19 protein-coding genes are annotated in these 21,276 nt (G+C 41.8%); 6 read left to right on the top strand and 13 right to left on the bottom strand.

Features of this window, described 5'->3' with window-relative positions:
- Entirely contained in the window at positions 1–2,133 is a 2,133-nt protein-coding gene (locus tag BMW98_RS01725) for a carbohydrate binding family 9 domain-containing protein (RefSeq protein ID WP_170836498.1), read from the top strand.
- Positions 2,134–2,147: 14 nt separating this feature from the next.
- Here BMW98_RS01725 and BMW98_RS01720 read toward each other — a convergent pair whose 3' ends face one another.
- The 8 genes from BMW98_RS01720 to mutY form a co-directional block, all read right to left on the bottom strand.
- Positions 2,148–2,525 (bottom strand): ASCH domain-containing protein, encoded by a 378-nt coding sequence (locus BMW98_RS01720; RefSeq protein ID WP_090256666.1) that lies wholly within the window; start codon positions 2,523–2,525, stop codon positions 2,148–2,150.
- Complete coding sequence (locus BMW98_RS01715; RefSeq protein WP_090256665.1) at positions 2,522–4,057, bottom strand: PIN domain-containing protein; 1,536 nt, start codon at positions 4,055–4,057, stop codon at positions 2,522–2,524. The genes BMW98_RS01720 and BMW98_RS01715 overlap by 4 nt, the downstream gene beginning before the upstream one ends.
- Positions 4,058–4,576: an ATP-binding protein gene (locus tag BMW98_RS01710; RefSeq protein WP_090256664.1), complete on the bottom strand. Its 519-nt coding sequence runs from the start codon at positions 4,574–4,576 to the stop codon at positions 4,058–4,060. It lies immediately after the preceding gene.
- 78 nt (positions 4,577–4,654) lie between these two features.
- Complete coding sequence (gene recG, locus BMW98_RS01705) at positions 4,655–6,748, bottom strand: ATP-dependent DNA helicase RecG (protein ID WP_090256663.1); 2,094 nt, start codon at positions 6,746–6,748, stop codon at positions 4,655–4,657.
- Positions 6,749–6,849: 101 nt separating this feature from the next.
- Positions 6,850–7,413, bottom strand: a complete 564-nt coding sequence (gene gldD, locus BMW98_RS01700) for a gliding motility lipoprotein GldD (RefSeq protein ID WP_245733461.1) — start codon at positions 7,411–7,413, stop codon at positions 6,850–6,852.
- A 27-nt stretch (positions 7,414–7,440) separates the two neighbouring features.
- Complete coding sequence (gene gldE / locus BMW98_RS01695; protein WP_245733459.1) at positions 7,441–8,775, bottom strand: gliding motility-associated protein GldE; 1,335 nt, start codon at positions 8,773–8,775, stop codon at positions 7,441–7,443.
- Between the two features lie 21 nt (positions 8,776–8,796).
- A complete protein-coding gene (locus tag BMW98_RS01690; protein ID WP_090256662.1) occupies positions 8,797–9,243 on the bottom strand; it encodes a single-stranded DNA-binding protein in 447 nt (148 codons plus the stop codon).
- A gap of 37 nt (positions 9,244–9,280) precedes the next feature.
- The gene (gene mutY, locus BMW98_RS01685; protein WP_090256661.1) at positions 9,281–10,336 is read right to left on the bottom strand and encodes an A/G-specific adenine glycosylase; all 1,056 of its coding nucleotides are present in this window, start codon (positions 10,334–10,336) and stop codon (positions 9,281–9,283) included.
- Positions 10,337–10,491: 155 nt separating this feature from the next.
- On the opposite strand from mutY, the gene BMW98_RS01680 reads away from it, so the two are divergent.
- The 3 genes from BMW98_RS01680 (at position 10,492) to BMW98_RS01670 (ending at position 13,367) form a co-directional block, all read left to right on the top strand.
- The gene (locus BMW98_RS01680) at positions 10,492–10,794 is read left to right on the top strand and encodes an HU family DNA-binding protein (RefSeq protein ID WP_090256660.1); all 303 of its coding nucleotides are present in this window, start codon (positions 10,492–10,494) and stop codon (positions 10,792–10,794) included.
- Positions 10,795–10,818: 24 nt separating this feature from the next.
- Positions 10,819–11,637 (top strand): tetratricopeptide repeat protein, encoded by an 819-nt coding sequence (locus tag BMW98_RS01675; protein ID WP_090256659.1) that lies wholly within the window; start codon positions 10,819–10,821, stop codon positions 11,635–11,637.
- A 173-nt stretch (positions 11,638–11,810) separates the two neighbouring features.
- The gene (locus BMW98_RS01670; protein ID WP_090256658.1) at positions 11,811–13,367 is read left to right on the top strand and encodes an Rne/Rng family ribonuclease; all 1,557 of its coding nucleotides are present in this window, start codon (positions 11,811–11,813) and stop codon (positions 13,365–13,367) included.
- A 48-nt stretch (positions 13,368–13,415) separates the two neighbouring features.
- Here BMW98_RS01670 and BMW98_RS01665 read toward each other — a convergent pair whose 3' ends face one another.
- Entirely contained in the window at positions 13,416–14,060 is a 645-nt protein-coding gene (locus BMW98_RS01665; RefSeq protein WP_090256657.1) for a porin family protein, read from the bottom strand.
- Between the two features lie 44 nt (positions 14,061–14,104).
- Between BMW98_RS01665 and BMW98_RS01660 the strand changes: the two genes are divergently transcribed.
- The gene (locus BMW98_RS01660) at positions 14,105–15,391 is read left to right on the top strand and encodes a gliding motility protein GldB-related protein (protein WP_090256656.1); all 1,287 of its coding nucleotides are present in this window, start codon (positions 14,105–14,107) and stop codon (positions 15,389–15,391) included.
- Here the strand turns inward: BMW98_RS01660 and BMW98_RS01655 are convergent.
- The 4 genes from BMW98_RS01655 to BMW98_RS01640 form a co-directional block, all read right to left on the bottom strand.
- Complete coding sequence (locus tag BMW98_RS01655; protein WP_090256655.1) at positions 15,357–16,586, bottom strand: glycosyltransferase family 4 protein; 1,230 nt, start codon at positions 16,584–16,586, stop codon at positions 15,357–15,359. The genes BMW98_RS01660 and BMW98_RS01655 overlap by 35 nt on opposite strands.
- 83 nt (positions 16,587–16,669) lie before the next feature.
- The gene (gene nth, locus BMW98_RS01650; protein WP_090256654.1) at positions 16,670–17,323 is read right to left on the bottom strand and encodes an endonuclease III; all 654 of its coding nucleotides are present in this window, start codon (positions 17,321–17,323) and stop codon (positions 16,670–16,672) included.
- A gap of 17 nt (positions 17,324–17,340) precedes the next feature.
- Positions 17,341–17,574: a hypothetical protein gene (locus BMW98_RS01645; protein ID WP_090256653.1), complete on the bottom strand. Its 234-nt coding sequence runs from the start codon at positions 17,572–17,574 to the stop codon at positions 17,341–17,343.
- The gene (locus BMW98_RS01640) at positions 17,549–18,148 is read right to left on the bottom strand and encodes an RNA polymerase sigma factor (RefSeq protein WP_090256652.1); all 600 of its coding nucleotides are present in this window, start codon (positions 18,146–18,148) and stop codon (positions 17,549–17,551) included. The genes BMW98_RS01645 and BMW98_RS01640 overlap by 26 nt, the downstream gene beginning before the upstream one ends.
- Before the next feature lie 275 nt (positions 18,149–18,423).
- Between BMW98_RS01640 and uvrA the strand changes: the two genes are divergently transcribed.
- Positions 18,424–21,237 carry an excinuclease ABC subunit UvrA gene (gene uvrA / locus BMW98_RS01630; protein WP_090256650.1) on the top strand — a complete coding sequence of 938 codons (2,814 nt, stop codon included), beginning with the start codon at positions 18,424–18,426 and terminating at the stop codon, positions 21,235–21,237.
- The last annotated feature ends 39 nt before the right edge of the window (positions 21,238–21,276 follow it).

The raw sequence follows: 21,276 nt of genomic DNA, 5'->3' as shown, positions 1-21,276 counted from the left end.
ATGCTGCTGCTAGGCAGTTTACTTTTTATTGCTAATTTTTTACATGCACAAGTTCAGTCGGCTAGGGCCGATGTTGCACCAAATATTGATGGAGTGCTAGACGATGAGGTCTGGCAGCGCAGTCCGCAGCTTACGGGCTATAAGTCCTTTGTGCCAGACTTTGGGGTAGATATGCCCTTCAAAACCATTGCCTATATAGCCCACGATGAAGACAATCTGTACTTCGCGTTTAAGTGCTTTGACGAACCGGATAAGATCAAAACTTCCATTGCGGCACGAGATAAAATTGGGGCGGACGACTGGATATGTATCAACCTCGATTCTTTTAATAGTGCGCAGTCGCTTTATGGGCTATATGTAAACCCAAGCGGTATACAAATGGACACCCGCTTTGCCGCTGGCAAAGAAGATGTGGGGCAGGATTTGATTTGGTACAGTGCCGCTAAAATTGTAGACGATGGTTATATCGTTGAAGCAAGAATTCCTTTTAAAAGTATTCGCTATTCGGCCAAAGATGGCAACGTTGAAATGGGCGTGATCTTCGAACGAAAAATCAGCCGCTTCTCTATGCAGGGCACATATCCAGCACTAGATCCGGCCCAAGGTTTTGCCTTTCTAACCCAAATGATGCCCATAAAATACGAAGGCGTAAAAAAGTCGAAACTAGTGGAAATTCTACCTGCCATAACCTATGCCGTAAACAAAGAGCAAGTGGAGGGCGAGACCGTGCGCTCCGATGATTTTGAGCCTAGTTTGACCACCAAAGTGGGCATTACATCAGAGTTGGTTTGGGACGCTACCATCAACCCAGACTTCAGTCAGGTAGAATCGGATGTGCAGCAGGTGGAGGTAAATCAGCGTTTTCCTGTCAATTACCCTGAAAGGAGGCCCTTCTTTTTGGAGGGGAATGAAAACTTTAATTTTGCGGTAACGGGTGGCTTTGCACCAGTAAACAAAGTGGTGAATACGCGTTCGATTGTTTCGCCAAAGTTTGCGACCAAATTGGCCGGAAAGATTGGCGATAAGAATATTATTTCAACCATTTATGCGATTGACCGTGCCGATAGAAACCTGCCCGATTACGCTGCGGACGAAACGGCCGATGTGGGAGTGTTCCGTTACATGCGCTCTTTCCAGCAAGACAGTTACTTGGGTATGGTGGCTACCAACCGGTCTCGCAATGGCGGGCACAACACGGTGTATGGTGTAGATGGCCAGTACCGTTTTAAGCAAGCAAATATTGTAAGCGGGCATTACCTCAACTCCATGACAAAGGCAGGTGCAGGAGCTGATGTAGTGAATAGCGGAACGGCATCTGTGAAAGTGGAAAGAAGTACACGAAACTTTGATGGCGACATCACGCTCATAGATATTGGAGAGGACTTTCGTTCTGATGTAGGCTACATTACCCGCACGGGAATTTCTCGGGCAGCCATTGGCCTTACCCCAAAATTCTATCCTAAGGAGGGTGTTGTAAAACGAATTGATCAAACAGTATACGCTTCCATTACCAAAGACAAACCGAGTGGCTTAAACGAGAGCATCCTTTATTATTCCATAGGAGCCACCTTGCCGAGAAACACGCGCCTTTCGGTTTCGGCCGATCGCTCCTCGGAGATTTACAATGGCCAAAAGTTTAGAGATGGAAGCATCAGCCTTTCGGCACGATCGCAGATTACTAAGCGTATTTACTTTAGAACTAGTTACGATTGGGACAATGGTATTTTCTACGAATTGGAGGAGCAAGGCTATGGCAAGCGCATAAATAGCAACCTTACGCTACAGCTTTCGGATAAGTTTAATGCTGAATTCAATCACACTTTTGCATCGCTGTATAGCGAAGAAACAGACGAAAAATACTACGATATACATATTGTACGCGGCAAAGTGGTATACCAAATGAACAAGTATTTGTTCTTTAGGGCTATTGGCCAATACAACAGCTTATCGAAAGTTTGGGCACCTAACTTTTTAGCCTCATTTACCTATATACCAGGAACGGTGCTGCACATTGGTTATGGTACGGTGCTAGAGAAAATCCGCTGGGATGGCTCGGCCTATGTACCTTCCGATAGCTACCTAGAAACCAATCAGGGCTTCTTCTTTAAAGCGAGTTATTTGTGGAGGTGGTGATTATAATTTGCTAATCAACTTACTTTTGCATAGGCAAAAGATTGGGGAGGGTGAATTCCGAAAGCTTCTTGGATACACAAGGGGTTTTTGTAGAGCTCTGCTTTTCGAACTGAAATGGCATATCCTTTATTTTTGCCCTTGAAATACTCCCTATAATAGGTTTCTGATATCCCAGAAAACTCATTCGTAATATTCCATAGGGAACTCAGTTCTTCATGGAGTACATCACCAATCTCAAATTCGCCAATGACTTTACTTATTGGAGCAGAGGCATAAACTATTACTGAAGTTACTTGATCATTTTTATGAACCCTTCTCCTAAACTCGAATTTCTTAGTCCCATCGAAAATCTTATTGGCAAACTCAGGTTTAATAGATAAAATGACTTTCATGTTCGGGTGATTTTGTAGGCAAAATTAACAAGCCGATTAAATTGATCATTATTTATCTCAATAAAACCTTTCGGCATGTTTTTTATATCTTTAATAACGCCTAATTTAATTAAATCATTTAACGTTGGTTTAGGTGTTGGAAAGGAGTGAGCATATAAAAATTTGATAACGAATGGCTTGTAGGTTGGGAATCTGTTCCACCATTTCGTTTCCAACTCAGCTCGTTCAATTAAAGTCCTTCTTACGCAAACGGAATAGAAATCATCAAATGATTTGAAACTATTAAATACTTCTTCTACTATACAGATTGAGGTTACAGTACTAGAATACCTTTTTGGAGTACTCTCTCCCATCCTGTAAATAATGATAATATCACCGGGTTTTAGGAATCTATCTTTTGAATGAGATATATATACTTTACCAATTCTATTTCGGTGAGGTTGATTATCGAGATAATTCGATTTGTCTTCCCTAGTGTTTATACTATCTGGGAAAAGTTCGGTATGATATTGTGGTTCTATTTTTACTATATACTTGCGAGTTTCTCTTGAGAAGAAGGGGAAAGTCTTCTTTGGATCTTTGATATTTACTGACAGACTTTTGCCAAATGTTCTAGTCAATACAAGCTCTTCTCCATTGATCGTAGATTTAATACCAAATTTAACAAAGCCCCATTCTTCAAGCATATCAATTAAGTCAGCTTGCTCTGGTCGTTTATTGAAAAGTGTAACGTATATCTCATCTACTTTATATTGAATTGCATTGTCAAAGACTATTTTCAAGAACCTTTCGCCAATTTTATAACCATTGCTTATCACCTTTAATGTTCCAATCTTTAGTCTTTTCTTTTTTGAAAAAGTAGGGTTTATATCATTATAGGACTCATTTTCGTTTTCTACCTTGATATACAAGAATGCAGATAGGTCATTTTCATTGCTATAACAGACATAACAGGAATCATTATATTTCTTTCTGAACCACTTGTTGAATGGTGGTTCTTTATAGTCACTCCTAAATGTATCGAAGAAGGAATCCGCTAAATTCACCTCACCAAAATCAACCTTCTTTACCGCTAAAATATCATAGCCTTTTTGGGTAGGGTTTTCATGGCTTACTTTCTCCAGGTATGATTGAATGGTGAAAACCTTTTCCTTTAATCCTATTTCCGATGCTTTGAGGTATAGCTTTTTGTCTTCTGTTATTAGTAGATCGACAGTTCCTTCATGCACTTCATTTAATAGCATTGTATCATTGATATCATTTTGGTTTTGATCAAACGACTTACTAAGAGCATGTATAGTTTCTGAAAAGGGTAGTGGGTATTTTATTAAATTATAACTGTCGAGTTTTATGGTGAAAGAGTTAACGACATCCTTGTTCTTATAAGCTTGAATCTCATTTATGGTTACAGGATGAACGTACTTGTCCACTTTAAGGTCATTTAGCCACCTAAACAGTAATCCTATTTCTTGGCGAATCACCCTATGAGTTTCCCTATGAATAATGATATTAGTATCAAGAAGTACTCTCACTTATAATTTTTTTATTGTGTTTACTATTCCAGTAATCTCATGTCGAATTTCACAAAAAGGAACTTTTAGTAGCTTTGACACCTCTTTAGCCCGTTCATACTCTACCTCTTGCATTCTGGACAGGAGGTCTATAGGGTAGTTTTGGCTGTCTCTTTTTTTTAGCCGATTGACGATATGGCTTGGGTCATCCAACACAACCCCAATTGCTGTAGGGTTTATCTTTGAAAATATTGTATATGGAATGGTCTCGATTTCACTAGCGGAATTAAGAAGACAAAAATGACCATCTAATAAAACTTTGCCATTAGTAACTAACCCAGCTAACCCCCTAAGTAGTTTTATTTGAGTATTTGGGATGTCTTTTACCTTTTTATTTTGTAGGTCTTGAGATTCTTCATCCCATTTTAAGATGTCACTAGCGGAGTAATGCTCTATTGAAATTTCACTACAAATCCTTGAACAAATTGTCCCTTTTCCTGAACCGTGAATACCCCCAATAAAAATAATCTGATTCGACATGAGTTGTGTGAGTTATTGTCATTGTAAAATAGGAAAATTTAAGTTGATACTTATTCAATATAGTTCTAGTCACAATTACTAACTAATCCTCCCCCAATTAACTACCGACTTTTTAAGCGACTGAATATGGCGCAGGATATTCTGGTTTTCGGGTTTGGTGAGGTCTGGGTCATCTTCTAGCAAATCGCTAGCGGCATTTCTGGCGGCTTGTAGAATGGGAGCATCTTTGGTAATGTCGGCAATCAGCAGGTCGAGCACTCCGCTTTGTTGTGTGCCTGTAATATCGCCAGGCCCGCGCAGTTTCAGGTCTACATCGGCAATATCGAAGCCGTTGTTGGTACGCACCATGGTTTCTAAACGCGTGCGTGCTTCTTTGCTCAGCTTAAAGTCGGTCATCAGAATACAGTACGATTGCTCTGCTCCTCGACCAACGCGTCCGCGCAGCTGATGCAACTGCGCCAAGCCAAAACGCTCTGCATTTTCAATCACCATCACAGAGGCATTTGGCACGTTTACGCCTACCTCTATCACCGTGGTGGCTACCATTATCTGCGTTTCGTGACGAATAAATCGTTGCATCTCAAAGTCCTTGTCCTGCGGCTTCATTTTACCATGCACAATGGAAATATGATTATCAGGAAAGGCTCGCCTGATGGACTCATAACCATCGTCCAAGTCTTTCAAATCCAGCTTAGCCGATTCTTCAATAAGCGGATAAACCACATAGATTTGTCGGCCTTTGGCAATCTCCTGCTTCATAAAACCAAAGACCTGCAAGCGCTTAGAATCGTACTGGTGAATAGTTTTTATAGGTTTTCTACCGGCAGGCAACTCATCAATTACCGACACGTCCAAATCGCCATAGAGCGTCATGGCCAATGTTCGTGGTATTGGTGTGGCGGTCATCACCAGTACATGTGGGTAACTGGTGGCGTTTTTGCCCCAAAGTTTAGCGCGCTGTGCTACGCCAAATCGGTGTTGCTCATCAATTATTGCCAAGCCCAAGTTCTTAAATTGAACAGTGTCTTCAATAAGGGCATGGGTGCCAACCAGAATTTGAATTTCGTTGTTCAGCAAGCCCTCGTGTATGCGCTTGCGTTCGGCAGTTTTGGTCGACCCTGTGAGTTTAGCAATGCCAATGCCCAGTTTTTCGGCATATTCTTTCAAACCCTCAAAATGCTGGTCAGCTAAAATTTCGGTAGGCGCCATCATTGAGGCTTGTGCGCCAGACCCCACCACCAAAAGCATGCAGATAAAAGCCACAATGGTTTTGCCCGAACCCACATCTCCTTGCAGCAGGCGGTTCATCTGCTTACCCGATTTCATATCGAAGTAAATCTCTTTGATCACCCGTTTTTGTGCATTAGTCAAATCGAATGGCAAGTGGTCGTTATAGAAATCTGTGAGGAGCTTTGAATCGTTAAAAACTTGCCCTCTGTACTTATCAATGCGGGTTATTTTTAGCTTTAACAAACGCAGTTGTATGTAGAAAAGCTCTTCGAACTTAAGCCTGTATTGTGCCTTTTTAAGCAGTTCGGGGTTCGATGGAAAATGAATATGGTACAAGGCCAAAGCCTTATTGATCAAGCCAAATCTGGTGATGAAGCTTTCAGGGAGTGTTTCGTGAATGTGACGTTCCGCCAGCACCATCACCTGGCGAATCATTTTTGAAAGTGCTTTGCTGTCAATAAACTTAGCTTTCAGCTTTTCGCTGGTATGATACACCGGCTGCAAAAAGCCAGCATTGGCATTTTGTGTAGTAAGAATTTCCACCTCGGGGTGCGCAATGTTCACTTTGCGACCAAAAACGGCCGGCTTACCAAACACCACATAGTCTACGCCCAGCTTCAGCTTTTTCGAAACCCACGGAATGCCTTTGAACCAAACCAATTCCATGTCGTCAGTTCCGTCAGAAAACCGCGCGACCAAGCGCTTTTTTCTTCCTTCGCCAATGGTTTCCATGCGGGTTATTCGCCCCTTTATTTGTACAAAGGGCATGTCGCCATGTACTTGGGCTATGGGATAAAATTTAGTGCGGTCTTCGTAGCGAAAAGGGTAATGCTGAATGAGGTCGCCATAAGTAAATATGGACAACTCAGTGCCAATGAGTGCTGCTTTCTGTGGGCCTACCCCTTTTAAAAATTCGATGCTGGTGTCGAAGAACGAAGGCATGCTGTGAAATTAAGGCAGATTTCTAAAACTCACGCCCGAAACTTCCTTTTTCGGAAAGTAATTTATGAGTGAAGATGCTGAAACTGGTTCAGCGTGATGAATCAATACTTCCACTCAAAAGAGCCGAGCATGTGGATTACATCTTTTTTGATAAACTCAATTACAGGAGCAAGCGAGTCATTTTTCATGGCAGTGTTGAAATACAAGGCACCGCGGAAGAAGTGATGCGTGCTATCCGAAGTGTAAAACTGAAACTGTGTTGGTACTTCGCCCTCTAATTCTGCTACACTGGCAATTTGGCCATTAGGCATGGCCACCAAGCTTTCCTCTATGGCATAAGCCTTTACCATATGCTTTTTGGTTAGTTCGAATGCTTCATTGAGCAAAACATCTGGCTCGTTGCGTGGGTCTTGCAGGTTTTTGTAAGTCAGCTCCAGCTCTGCATCAAAGGCCTCGTAACGCAGGTTAATCCAATACCTATCGGCATAAGGGTTGTCGTCTGGACTTAAATCCGCAAATTTTGAATATTCAAATTGGTACGGAAAAGTGTCGGGCAAAGCCTGATAAGTTGACTCGGGCAAATCAATGCGGTTAAAGCCCTTGGGTTTTGGTAAGTACACTTCTTCACAAGCCAGCAGCCCAAAGCAGCTGACTAAGAGTATCAATAAGAGTTTGTGAGTTGTTTGTCGCAATTAAGCAGTGGGTTTTAATAGTACTCTAACGCGTTTAATGCGCCTTAAGTCTACGGCTACTATGGTAAAAAGAAAACGATCGAAATGAATCTTTTCACCTGCTCGTGGCAACTTGTTGTGTAGCTCAAGCAGCAAGCCACCTAAGGATTCGCTTTCACCTTTTACACTGTCGAAAAGTGCAGGTTCTACACCCACAACTTTGCAGAAGTCGTTCAAACTGGTTTTTCCTTCGAATACAAATGTGGAGTTATCGAGCTTGTTGTAAGCGATCTCTTCATCATCAAATTCATCGTTGATCTCGCCAACAATTTCCTCAATAATATCTTCTAGCGTAATTAGTCCCGAAGTACCTCCGTATTCATCAACCACAATGGCCATGTGTACGCGCTGGTCCTGAAAGTCTTTTAAAAGTGTATCCACCTTTTTGTTTTCCGGCACAAAAAAGCCCGGGCGCAATAGGGTTTGCCATGAAAAGTCTTCCTCTTTGTCAATATGCCCAATCAGGTCTTTGATGTAGAGAATACCTTCAATTTTGTCAACCGTTTCACGATAGATCGGAATTCTAGAATAGCCACTTTTATTGATCTTATCCATCAATTCGTGGAAATCCATTTCGATGTCTAGCGCAGTAATGTCCATGCGCGACTTCATTACCTGCTTTACACTCAGCGTGCTGAAGTTCACAATTCCTTTCAGAATTCCTTTCTCTTCATCGGTTGTGTCGTCACCCGTGGTAATTTCTAGCGCTTGGTTCAGTTCATCAACGGTAATGTTATGCCCCTTCTTCTCTACATTTTTTTCAATAATGTTGGTTACAGAAATAAGCAATGATGAAAGTGGGCTAAAAATCTTCTCGAAGGCAAAGAGTGCACGTGCCGTAGTTTGGGCAAAGCGCACATTGTGCTGGTTGGCAAAGTTTTTTGGTACTACTTCGCCAAAAAAGAGAATAATAAAAGTTACCACGGCCGAAAGAATTACCACGATTTTGCCTTCGGTAGTTTTACTGCCTACAAGCGACCAAGTAAAGAAGGTGGAAAGCGTAACAATAGCAATGTTTACCATATTATTGAGAATTAATATGGTAGCCAGTAGTTGTCTTTTTCTATCTAAAAGAGAGAGAATGGCCTTGTTAACCTTCGTTTTAGAATTCTCTAAGTCGGCCAAATCGTTAGAGCTAAGCGAAAAGAAGGCAACTTCAGAACCCGACACGAGCGAACTGGCTACGACCAATAAAATAAAGGCCACCAAATTCACTATCAGGTACGATGGGCTGAGTTCTGAAAGTTGTGCTAGTAAAGTTAAACTAGGTTCCGGGTCGTCTGTGGGCAAGTCCAAATTGTAAACGTTAGTTCAACATTAGAACGGAAGGTCGTCCGTATCGTCTTCAGGTATGTTCGATACTGGGCTTTCCGTTTTTGCAGCTTGTTGTTGAGGCGCAGCAGATGATCCGCCACCAGCGTAGTCGCCATCTTGTCTGCTACCAAGTAAAGTCATTTCACGGCCTACTACTTCGGTAGTGTAGCGCTTGTTGCCATCTTGGTCGTCCCAAGAGCGGGTGGAAAGCTTGCCTTCTATATATACTTGGCCGCCTTTCTTTAAAAATCGTTCTGCGATTTCAGCAAGCGGAGTCCATAATACTATGTTGTGCCATTCGGTATTGGTTACGCGCTCACCTTGCTTGTTCTTGTAGGTTTCGCTGGTAGCCAAAGAAAAGTTAGCCACCGCACGACCGTTGTCTAGGTGTCTTACTTCTGGATCTTTCCCCAAATTGCCCACTAATATTACTTTGTTAACTCCTGCCATATGTCTTGTTAATTGCGAAAAATTAAAATCAATTTACTCAAAATAGGTTCTCCTTCAAATAGTTGTTTACCAATACTGGTTTTGGCAAATCGTGTATAGCCTTAAGACTAAAGGATTTGAGCTCCAAATCATTTGAAAGAGCAACAAATTTATTCATTTCCTTTACCTCGAGCCTAATGAACTGTGCAAAAATCTGCTGATGCGTTAAAATATGTTTCACTGGCTCTGAAATATCCCCAACAGTTATTCCTTGCAAGTCTACTTTGGCTAAAACGGACTCAACGGCTATGGGTTTCTTCTCTTCTATAAGGTGGAAATCATTTAGCCCCTGCCAAATGTCTTTTGGGCCGCGCTCCTTCATTAGTAACTTACCCTTGTGCTCAAATAACAAATAATAAAAGTATCGTTTCCGCACCTTTACCTTTTTAGTTTTTACGGGCAGTTGGTCAATCATGCCTTTATTAAAGGCAAAGCATTCTGCCTGAAATGGGCAGGTAATGCAAAGCGGCTTTTTGGGAGTGCAATGGGTAGCACCAAAATCCATCAGTGCCTGATTAAAATCACCTGGCTGATCTGCCGGAATCATCGCATTTGCTTTCGCTTCGAATACCTTTTGCGTTTTTGCCTCGGATATATCGTTGGTTATGCCAAACACTCGGCTCAAAACTCGGTACACATTGCCATCTACCACGGCATTAGCTTTATTAAAGGCTAACGAGGCAATGGCGGCAGCGGTGTATCGGCCAATTCCTTTCAATTTTAACAGCTCGTCAAAGTTATTGGGGAAACTACCATTATACTCATTTACCACCATTTTTGCACAAGCATGTAGGTTCCTGGCCCTACTATAGTAGCCTAATCCTTGCCATAATCGTAATACTTCAGCCTCGCTGGCATTGGCCAAATCTTGTACGGTTGGGTAGGCGGCTATAAACCTTAAATAGTACGGTAAACCTTGGTTTACACGGGTTTGCTGGAGAATAATTTCCGAAAGCCAAATTTTATAGGGGTCGGCAATGCCACGCCAAGGTAGCTCTCGCTTTTGCGTTTGATGCCACTTAATAAGTTGATTAACAAATACTTCTGCTTGCAATGAATTGATGAGATTAGATGCTTTGGGGCAATATGCCGCTAAGGCAAATTTTTGAGTAATACTTTTAATATTAAAGATGAACTCTTAATTTTGCGCACCAAAATAACTGGGAATAAGTTTTTTACATAAAATTATCAACCTAAAAATAACGAGCAGTGACGAAAGCAGATGTTATAAATCAGATAGCTGAAAAGACGGGAATTGACAGATCTGATGTTACTACAACTGTTGAGACTCTTTTCACCGTGGTGAAGGATTCAATGGCAGATGGAGAGAATATTTACGTAAGAGGTTTTGGTAGCTTCGTAAACAAGAAGAGAGCAAAGAAAATAGCTAGAAACATTTCAAAGAACACTGCTATCGTAATTGACGAGCACTTTGTGCCTAGTTTTAAGCCTTCTAAAGTTTTTATCGAGCAGATTAAAACTAGCGATCGCGTTAAAACTGCGAATAAGTAATTATTTTCAAGCCTAATTGGGCTAATGAATAAAGGACAGATCATTTTAGTGGTTATTGCTGTTTTGGCGGTTGTGGGACTGTACAACTTGCCTAAAGTAGTGGTTGACAACGATAATGATAACGATCCGCAATCTTTCGTTGACGAGTCTTCTCCCAACGGAGTTGTAGATCACAGTTCGGAAATACCGGAAGAGGCAGCGCCTCGCATCGATTATTGGAAAAGTGAACTCAATATCGGTGATAACCTGAAAGAAAACGATTCGGCACTCGATTCGTTAATGAAGGTTTACATGGAGATTAACAAGTATGACAGTGCAGCTTATTTTGCTGAACTGTATGCTGAAAAATTTAATACAGTCGAACACTGGCAAAAGGCCGGTGATGCTTATTTTGAAGCGTTTTCATTCGCTTTGGAAGAGCAAAAAGTACGTTCGATGGGAACGAAGGCAAGAGCCGCTTACGATAAAGTGTTAGCAGCCCAGCCCGACAATTTTGATGTACAACACAATGTTGCCATGATTTATATATCGGGCAGCAACCCAATGCAAGGGATTATGATGTTGCGAGAAATTCTGGAGAAAGATCCTGATAATCGCCAGGCATTAATGAGCATGGGTCGTATGTCAATTCAAACCGGGCAGTTTGAAAATGGTGCTAGCCGATTTGAAAGCCTACTGTCTTACTACCCAGAAGATGTAGAAGGAAACTTCTTTTTGGGCGTGTGCTATTTCGAATCTGGGCAACTGGTGAAGGCAAAAGCACAGTTTGAAAAGGTGAAAACATTGGGTGCCAGCGAGCAGGTAATTACAGCTGCCGATGAGTACCTAGAAAGAGTTCAGTAAAAAATTTAAAACATTAAGATTATGCCTTGCGGTAAAAAAAGAAAAAGACATAAGATTTCTACTCACAAGAGAAAGAAGAGACTAAGAAAGAACAGACATAAGAAGAAGTAATTCACTTCTTCTTATGCTTATACGCATCTAGAGTTCTATTCTTAATATAAACTTCTTTCAAATTGAGTAACGAATTAATTATCAATTCGACTCAGGATGGATGTCGTATAGCCCTTCTTAAAGACAAAAGTTTAGTTGAGTTTCATCATGATAATGATGAGACCAAATTTAAAGTCGGTGATATTTATCTGGGTACAGTCAAAAAGATTGTTCCCGGACTAAATGCAGCGTTCATTGATATTGGGTATGAAAAAGACGCATTCCTGCACTATTTGGACTTAGGTCCGCAGGTGAAGTCTTTAAACAAATACACAAAGCAAGCCCAGTCCAACAAGCACACATCAGGCTTGTTGAACAAATTTAAAGGCGAGCCAGACATCAATAAACTCGGCAAAATGAATCAGGTGCTCTCAAAAGGGCAGCAAATTCTGGTTCAGGTTGTTAAAGAACCGATTTCTACAAAAGGGCCACGACTCACCTGCGAGTTGTCTATGGCTGGGCGCTACATGGTGCTTGTGCCATTTTCTAATTCCATCAATGTATCTAAAAAGATCGCTGATGGTGAAGAACGAAAAAGACTAGTTCGTCTCATCTCATCTATTAAGCCCGAAAACTTCGGGGTAATCATCCGTACGGTTGCCAAAGGAAAAAGCGTAACCGAACTCGATAAAGATTTAAGCAACTTAGTAGACTCCTGGAAAGCAGGTATAAAGAACTTAAGTTCAGCCAAACCTAGAGATAAGGTAATTGGCGAGATGAGCAGAGCATCGTCATTGTTGCGCGATATTCTCAATGAATCGTTCGATAGCGTAGTTACTGATGACAAGGAAATTCACGATGAAATTCGTGCCTACATCAGAAAAATTGCCTCGGATAAAGAGAAGATCGTAAAACAGTACAACGGTAAGGCCAAAATTTTCGAGGCCTTCGGGATTGAAAAGCAAGTGAAGTCGCTTTTCGGTAAGTCGGTAAGCTTACCAAAAGGTGGTTACCTGATCATAGAGCATACAGAGGCATTGCACGTTATCGATGTAAACAGCGGTAACAAATCGAATGCTGGCGAAGATCAGGAGTCAACGGCTTTAACTGTAAATATGGAGGCAGCCAAAGAAGTTGCGCGCCAGTTGAGACTTCGTGACATGGGAGGCATTATTGTGATCGACTTCATCGATATGAGAAGGGCCGAGAACAAGAAAAAGCTTTACCAGTTTATGAAGGACTGCATGAAGGACGATCGTGCTAAGAACACCATTCTGCCAATTACCAAGTTTGGTTTAATGCAGATTACGCGTCAGCGTGTTCGTCCTGAAATGAATATTACCACCCGCGAAACTTGTCCTACCTGTGGTGGAACAGGAAAAGTTGGGGCAACTATTTTGGTGTCAGACCAAATAGAGAAAAACCTAGAGTATCTAATGAGCTCGCAAAACGAAAAGGGGCTAACCATAGCGGTTCACCCATTCTTGCACGCTTATTTCACCAAGGGCATCTTTAGTAAAAGATGGCAGTGGTATAGAAAATTCAATACGTGGATTAAGCTAGAAAAAGATAGCTCGCTTAGTTTGAGTGAATATACATTCTACAACAAACTAGGAGAAGAGATTGAGTTGAAAGCTTAAGCACTTAAAGCCTAAAGAAAAGCCTCGCATTGCGAGGCTTTTTTATGTTTAGAACTTTATGGCAAACTCTAGTGCCAGTAAGTTACTTTTTACTGAAAACTCGTCTAGGGCATCGTTGCGGTCCTTCACCATATTAAAAAATCCGATATTATAGTTGAGGCCTACGGAAATGCTGGTAGTAGTGCCAATTCGCTTTTCCACACCACCACCTAGCGTGCCAGAGAGGTCTACAGGCCTGAATTTTTCAACCAACTTAACGGTAACGTTGTCGCCTTCTTTAGTCTTAAGTCGTACCTCAGGCATTACTCCAAAGTTGAAAAACACCTTAGTGTCTAAAAGTACTTCGTTGGTGTAGAGTTTTAGCAATGCGGGAATTTGCAAATACTCGTGGTCGTAAGACTCAGTAACAGGTCCACCAAGCGCACCACTGTCGGCCGTTATGTCTGTATTTTTCGATGCAAAGCTAAGCCCAGTATGGAAGAAGTAGTTCTCTTTGAATTCATAATCTATAAAAGCACCAACCAAGAATTTTACATCGGTTGAATTTCTGTCTACTTCCGTGTCGTCACTTTCAGTACTAGTTCGGGCATAAGATAGTGTTGGGCCAATTTTAACACCTATTTTGTAGTCTTGTGCCGAAAGCTGAGATGCAAAGAATAAGCACAAGAGTAAGGCTACAATGGTTTTTTTCATGTCGGTAAAAATAAATAAATAGTTTTGTCATTTAAAAGATGGAGATGTTCAAAAAAGGGGTATTCTTTTTAGTGTTATTGAGCCTGTTTGGCTGCGGTAGCGATGATTCGTGTGAGAATTCGGTAGATATTTCAGGTGTTGCCTTGAATTTAGATTTCGAAGACCTTACACACCAAATTCATGAGATTGAATCGGAAGAAGAACTTTCGGTCTTTTTGAGCGAACATCCGATTTTACGCAATTACTTTTTTGGGTATAACGAATTACAGCCTGAAGCTGCTTTTCATGCGCAAGTGCTTAGATTGGCTACTACTCCAAAAGTGCACCAAATGTTTACCGCGCCAACTTTTGAGCAGTTTTCAACGCTTATTGACCAAAACCGGGACATACGTGAGCTGTTGGTTACACCCTATTTGAGCAACAATAGAACCAAGGGTTTGGAAGACTTTTATGCTTTGGTGCGTAAATCCCGAATAACCAGGATCAAGAACCTAGAGCAGGTGGGCATGTACTTGGATGATAATACTGAAGAAAGAAATCTGTACGCCATAGCCTTTGCCTATCAAACACCGGCCGAGCTTCTTACGGAAAACTTTGAAACCATAGAAAATCCGTATGTTGATACGTTGTATCAGGAAACAATGAGCCTGATAGATGTAGGCAGCATGCGTTATGAGTTGGAGAATGCTTATAAGCGATTAAAAACCTTTTACCCAGAATTTGAGGCACCAAAAGTCGAAACGGTTTACTCTGGTTTTGGGAGCGATCTGTTTATTTCGGACACGCTTTTAATAGTTGGGTTAGACTACTACTTGGGAGAAGAAGCCAGTTTTAGGCCGAATGTTTATGAGTACGTAAGAACCCGCTTAACACCCGAGCATTTGGTGCCTCAGCTTGTTCAGTTCACTTCATTAAAGTTTAATAAAACAGATAATAAGAAGCGTTCTCTTTTGGAAGAGATGATCTATTACGGCAAAGCGCTTGAGTTTACTAAACAAATGCTGCCATGCGTACCCGATAATATCATAATGGGTTACACTGCACAGCAAATGGCAGATTCTGAAGTGAGTGAAGCCGTAATTTGGAGTCACTTTATGGAGAACAAACTCTTCTACAGCCAAGATCCGCTTAACATTACTAAATATGTTGATGAGCGACCGGCAATTCCAGAAATCGATAAGGTTTGTCCTGGTAGAATTGGTCAGTGGCTGGGCTGGCAAATAGTGAAGGCCTATAGGGAAGAGACTGGTGCCGACTTTGTGGAGTTAATGAATGAAACTGACGCCCGGAAAATTCTTACGCGGTCAAAATATAGACCTCGTCCTCGCTAGCTCTAAAATGTTGCTCATTGTTGAGCACTTTTGCCAGCTTTTCGATTTGTAGCCGCTTGGAGTAAAGCTTCTCGGCAATGCTTCGGGCGTTGGTTTTATAGGCTTCAAGTTTGTCCTTTTCGCTCATAAACACGCTGATTTGTTCCAAAAAATCATCAGGGTTCAGCGGGTCTGCATAAAAGCCGCATTTGTATTTTTCAACAAGGTCTTTTGTCCAGCCAGGAGTGTTCACAATGGTGAGCTTGCCCGATGCCAGGCTATCGAAAAGCTTATTTGGGCTGTTGGTCGCCAATACTGGCAAGTTGTTGAAGCAGACATAGGTAGCATCTGTAATATTCAAGATTCTACGTACCCCTTCTTTATCCTGATGCCCAATAAACTCTACATTGTTAAGTTTTTTCAGGTATGCTTGCAGCTTAATAGCGCTAAGCCTCGAGCCTTGGCCTACAATTTTAAAGTTTATATTTAGCCCTTTTTGCAGGCTCTTTTCGGCAATATCTAGTAAGAATTCTAAATGGTTGGTTTGGCCAATACTACCAAGGTATGTAACTACAAAAGGCGTTTCGGCATGGTAGAACTCAATCAGTTTAGGGTCTTTTATCTCTTTTTTAAAGAACTGGCAGTCGGCCATGTTAGGGATCATGTATACTTCCTTGTCGGCAACCACTTCTTTTATCCAATCGCGCATACCTGGAGAAAGTGCCACAATTTTCTCGGCACCACGGTAAATCTTTGCTTCCATTCGGTACAAATACCTCTTTAGCAAAGCACCTTTAATAGCGCCAATCTGAATGGGTGCCTTTGGCCAAAGGTCGCGCACCTCGAATATGTAAGGAATGTTCCTCTTCTTTTTTAGCCAAAGCCCTATTAACCCTACTGTTAGCGGAGTAGAAGAAATATACGCTTTTTCAACCCCTTCAATTTTGGCTGCCAGTTGTTTGGCCTGACGCACAAACTTTAAAAAGGAGTTTATACGTTGAACAAAGCCCATTTCGTTGGCGTATTTCACCGGCAGATAATGCACTTTGATTCCATCTATTTGCTTTATTGTATAGTGACTGTCGTTGTGAGAGGTAATCAGTTCTACTTCAAACCCCTTCTCTACCAAGCCTCTTGAAAGGTAATACGAACGTATAGCCCCGCCTTCTTGCGGAGTTTTAAAGTATTGATGAATGTATAAAATCTTGGTAGCCATCTTCTTTCGGGTGTCTGCCGAACCCAAAAGGAATGAAACATGTATCCTCTAGGGTTAATCGTGCTTAATTTACGAAAAACTGATTAGCGTTGGATTCCCTGTTCTTTTTCGAAGTAACGGCAAAAGTGTGTGATATTGCATGCCTCGCACTTAGGCTTTCTGGCCAAACAGGTATAACGACCATGCAAAATGAGCCAATGGTGTGCCAGTGGAATAACGTCCTTGCTGAGGTGACTGACCAATTGCTTCTCTACAGCCAATGGGGTAGATGCATTTTGGTTTACCAAACCAAGCCTTTTTGAGACACGAAACACATGGGTGTCAACAGCCATGCTGGGTTGGTTCCAAACTACAGAGGTGATTACGTTGGCAGTCTTTCGACCTACACCGGGTAATTTCTGTAAATCGGCAATGGTTTCGGGTACTTCAGAGTTAAAGTCTTCTACCAACATTTTGCCTAGGCCAATAAGGTGCTTGGTTTTATTGTTGGGGTATGAAACGGATCTGATGTAAGGAAAAAGCTCATCGAAATGCGTGCTCGCTAAGTGCTCTGGAGTAGGAAAGTCTTCAAAAAGCTTTGGAGTAACTTTATTGATACGCACGTCTGTACACTGGGCAGATAAAACAACAGCAACCAGTAATTCAAACGGGTTGCTGTAATTCAATTCTGTTTCAGCCTGTGGCTGATGCTTACTAAAATATGCTACAAATTCCTGATACCTTTCCTTTCGCGTCATCGTGCTAAAATAGCAGATTAAGCTGAATGAAGATGGTATGACTTGGAATAACTTAAAATGGCATCAACCGAACTTTGAGCTGGCGCTACCTGCGCACCATCTAGCGCCAAAACCACACTGCTTAGTTCAGCATAGTCTTTGGCAAGCGCATCGTCAAATAGCATTGCTTGCTCAATTTCTGAGTTTTCTTCGGTCGTTGTTTCCTTGTAAATGTAACGTACTAAGTCATCTTGGGTAAAGGTTTTGATCATAGGCAATATTCTTTTTGTCCATCTTCTTTCTCAAGTTGATGAGTGCGTAGCGCATGCGCCCCAAGGCAGTGTTAATGCTTACATCTGTAGCATCGGCAATTTCTTGAAAACTCATGTGCATATAATGCCTCATCATTAAGACTTCTCGCTGGGCATCTGGCAATTCTTTGATCAAATCGCGTAGAAGCGCATGCGTGTCTTGTTGTATTTGTTTCGATTCAATCGAAACTTCTGAAAACTCTAGCGTATTGAATACGTTCGAGCCATCTTCCATTACAATAGTTGGGTAACGTTTTGCTTTTCTGAAGTGGTCTATAGCCAAGTTATGTGCTATTCTAGACACCCAAGGTAAAAACTTTCCTTCTTCGTTATAACGCCCGGACTTTACTGTGTTCACCACCTTTACGAACGTATCTTGCATTAAATCTTCAGCCAAGTACTGATCCTTCACGATCAGATAGATGGTTGTAAAGATTTTCTTCTTGTGACGATTTACCAGCGTAGAGAAAGCCTCTTCGTTACCATTTTTATACTGCGATATCAACTGACTATCGCTTATAGCATATTTCCTCATGTAAGTAATTGTTAGGTTAACGTAGAGGTTTATATCATATTGTACTGGTTAGGATTAGACTTAATTTTGTTAGAAGTAAACTCAAAAGTATTAATTCTGATATACAAAGCAAATTTTAATTGGCCGAATCATTCGGTTGATTCTTGCCATTCGCTTGCAGAATTACTTCGCCAAACAAAGCGCAAGGATGATGCCAAAAACCGAGGTTTTGTTCTGATTTTTCAAATAAAATAAGATTAACATTTAGCCTTTTGCTCTGTTATCTTTGCATTCTTATGTCTACAACAACTGCCAGCACCAATACACCTATTGACGAACTCGACCCAAGAGAGTTCATTATAATTAAAGGAGCCAAAGTAAATAACCTGAAGAGCCTTAGTGTGGCCATTCCAAGAAACAAATTGGTGGTTGTCACAGGCTTATCTGGTTCGGGAAAATCCTCTTTGGCTTTTGATACATTATTTGCGGAAGGCCAGCGAATGTATGTTGAAAGCTTGAGCAGTTATGCGCGCCAATTTCTTGGCCGTATGGAAAAACCCGAAGTAGACTATATTAAAGGCGTTTCGCCTGCCATTGCTATTGAGCAAAAAGTGAGTACACGTAACCCCCGTTCTACGGTTGGTACTTCTACCGAGATTTACGATTACCTTAAATTGTTGTTCGCTCGAATAGGAAAAACCTATTCGCCAGTAAGTGGTGAGGAAGTAAAAAGGGATAGCGTAACCAGTATAGTAGACTTTATAATGAGCAAGGAAGAAGGCGCTCGTCTAATGATTCTTTGCCCGTTGATTCATAAAGAAGACAGAACTTTTGAGCAAGAGTTGAACGTGTTGCTGCAGAAGGGTTATACCCGTGTGCTGGTAGATGGTAGTCCATTCTTTATTGAAGATTTGTTGGAAGATGAAAGCAAGGCGAAAGAAGGAAATATAGAAGTCCTTATCGACCGTGGTGTGGTGCAACACGATGAGGATACACAGTTCCGTTTTTCAGACTCTGTGCAAACAGCATTGTTCGAAGGAGAAGGAGATTGCATTATCGACCTGCCAGACGAAGGGCGCTTCGCCTTTTCGGACCGATTTGAAGCCGATGGCATTTTATTCGAAGAGCCTTCTGTAAACCTCTTCACTTTCAATAACCCTTATGGTGCTTGCAAGCGTTGCGAAGGTTTTGGGAAAATTTTGGGCATAGACAAAGATTTGGTGATTCCAGATAAATCGCTTTCTGTTTACGATGGAGCCATTGCACCATGGCGAAGCGAGACCATGCGCAAATGGGTACAGCCGCTGCTAAAGCACGGTATTGAGTTCGACTTTCCAATTCACAGGGCTTATAACGAACTGACTAAAGCCGAACAAGAGCTGCTTTGGACAGGTAATAAATACTTTAAAGGGTTGAATAAGTTCTTCGAACATTTAGAATCGAAGACCCATAAAATTCAGTATAGGGTATTGCTTTCGCGCTATCGCGGAAGAACCGACTGCCCCGAATGTAAGGGCACCCGCTTGCGTGGCGATGCGTCTTACGTAAAAATAAATGACAGCTCAATTACGGATTTAGTGTTACTGCCAATAGAGCAGGTGCACAACTTCTTTTCTGAGTTGAAGATTACCGCGCATGAGGAGAAAATTGCAGGGCGATTGGTAAAGGAAATTAAAAATCGGATCGATTACCTATCGCGCGTTGGTTTAGGTTACTTAACCTTGAACCGCCTAACGAGCACACTTTCAGGTGGAGAGTATCAGCGCATTAAGCTATCTACTTCTTTGGGTAGCGCCTTGGTTGGTTCTATGTATATTTTGGATGAACCGAGTATAGGTTTGCACCCGCGAGATACGGATAGGCTAATCTCCGTTTTGCTCTCACTTCGCGATTTAGGCAATACGGTTGTGGTAGTGGAGCATGAAGAAAAGGTAATGCGTGCAGCAGACCAGATTATAGACATAGGACCCGATGCCGGTTCGCATGGTGGTGAGCTGGTTTTTCAAGGCACTATTGACGAAATGCTAGGAACGGACACCACCTATACTGCCAAATACCTTAATGGTACAGAAAAACTCGAAGTACCAACACAAAGAAGAAAATGGAATAACAGTTTGTTGATAAAAGGCGCGCGCGAGAATAACCTTCAAAACCTAGATGTAGAGATTCCTTTAGGGGTTTTGAGTGTAGTGACTGGCGTAAGTGGTTCTGGAAAGTCGACCTTAATTAAGCGCTTGCTCTACCCTGCTTTGGGCAAAACTTTGGGCACAGTGAGCGAACAAACCGGAAAAATGGATGCACTTGAAGGCAGCCTTAAAACGGTAACTCAGATTGAGTTTGTAGACCAGAATCCAATTGGAAAATCGTCTCGTTCAAACCCAGTTACTTATGTGAAGGCCTACGATGCCATTCGTCAGCTGTTTACAGATCAGGGTTTGGCAAAGCAACGTGGCTACAAACCAGCATTCTTCTCCTTTAATGTAGATGGGGGACGTTGCGAAACTTGTCAGGGAGAAGGCGTTGTGAAGATTGAAATGCAGTTTATGGCCGACATTCAATTGACTTGTGAGAGTTGTAAAGGCAAACGTTTCAAGCAAGAGATCCTAGAGGTGAAGTACAATGAGAAGAATATTTCTGATGTACTTGAAATGACCATTGACGATGCGATTGACTTCTTTGCCGAAGAGAAATCAGTGGTGAATAAATTAATTCCACTACAGGAAGTTGGCTTAGGCTATATCCGTTTAGGACAGTCGTCAAACTCGCTTAGTGGTGGCGAAGCCCAGCGCGTTAAGCTCGCTTATTTCTTGGGAAAAGGTAAGGGCACTTCTAAAGACCACATCCTCTTCATTTTTGATGAACCAACCACTGGTTTACACTTCCATGACATCGCTAAGCTGATGAAGTCCATCAACGCGCTGATTGAGCAAGGCAACTCAGTGGTCATCATTGAGCACAATACAGAAGTAATTAAATGTGCCGATTGGATCCTAGATTTGGGCCCTGAAGGTGGAGACAAAGGTGGCAAGCTGTGCTTTGCCGGTACACCTGAGGATATGATAAAGCTTAAGGATAACTACACTGCGCAGTATTTGGCTGAGGTGTTGTAGTGCTATCCTTACGTCATGCTGAGCTTGTCTCAGCATCTC

The sequence above is a fragment of the Roseivirga pacifica genome (assembly GCF_900111145.1).
Taxonomy (GTDB): Bacteria; Bacteroidota; Bacteroidia; order Cytophagales; family Cyclobacteriaceae; genus Roseivirga; species Roseivirga pacifica.
Note: the sequence above shows the minus strand (reverse complement) of the source record. Positions and strands in the feature narration are given on the sequence as shown.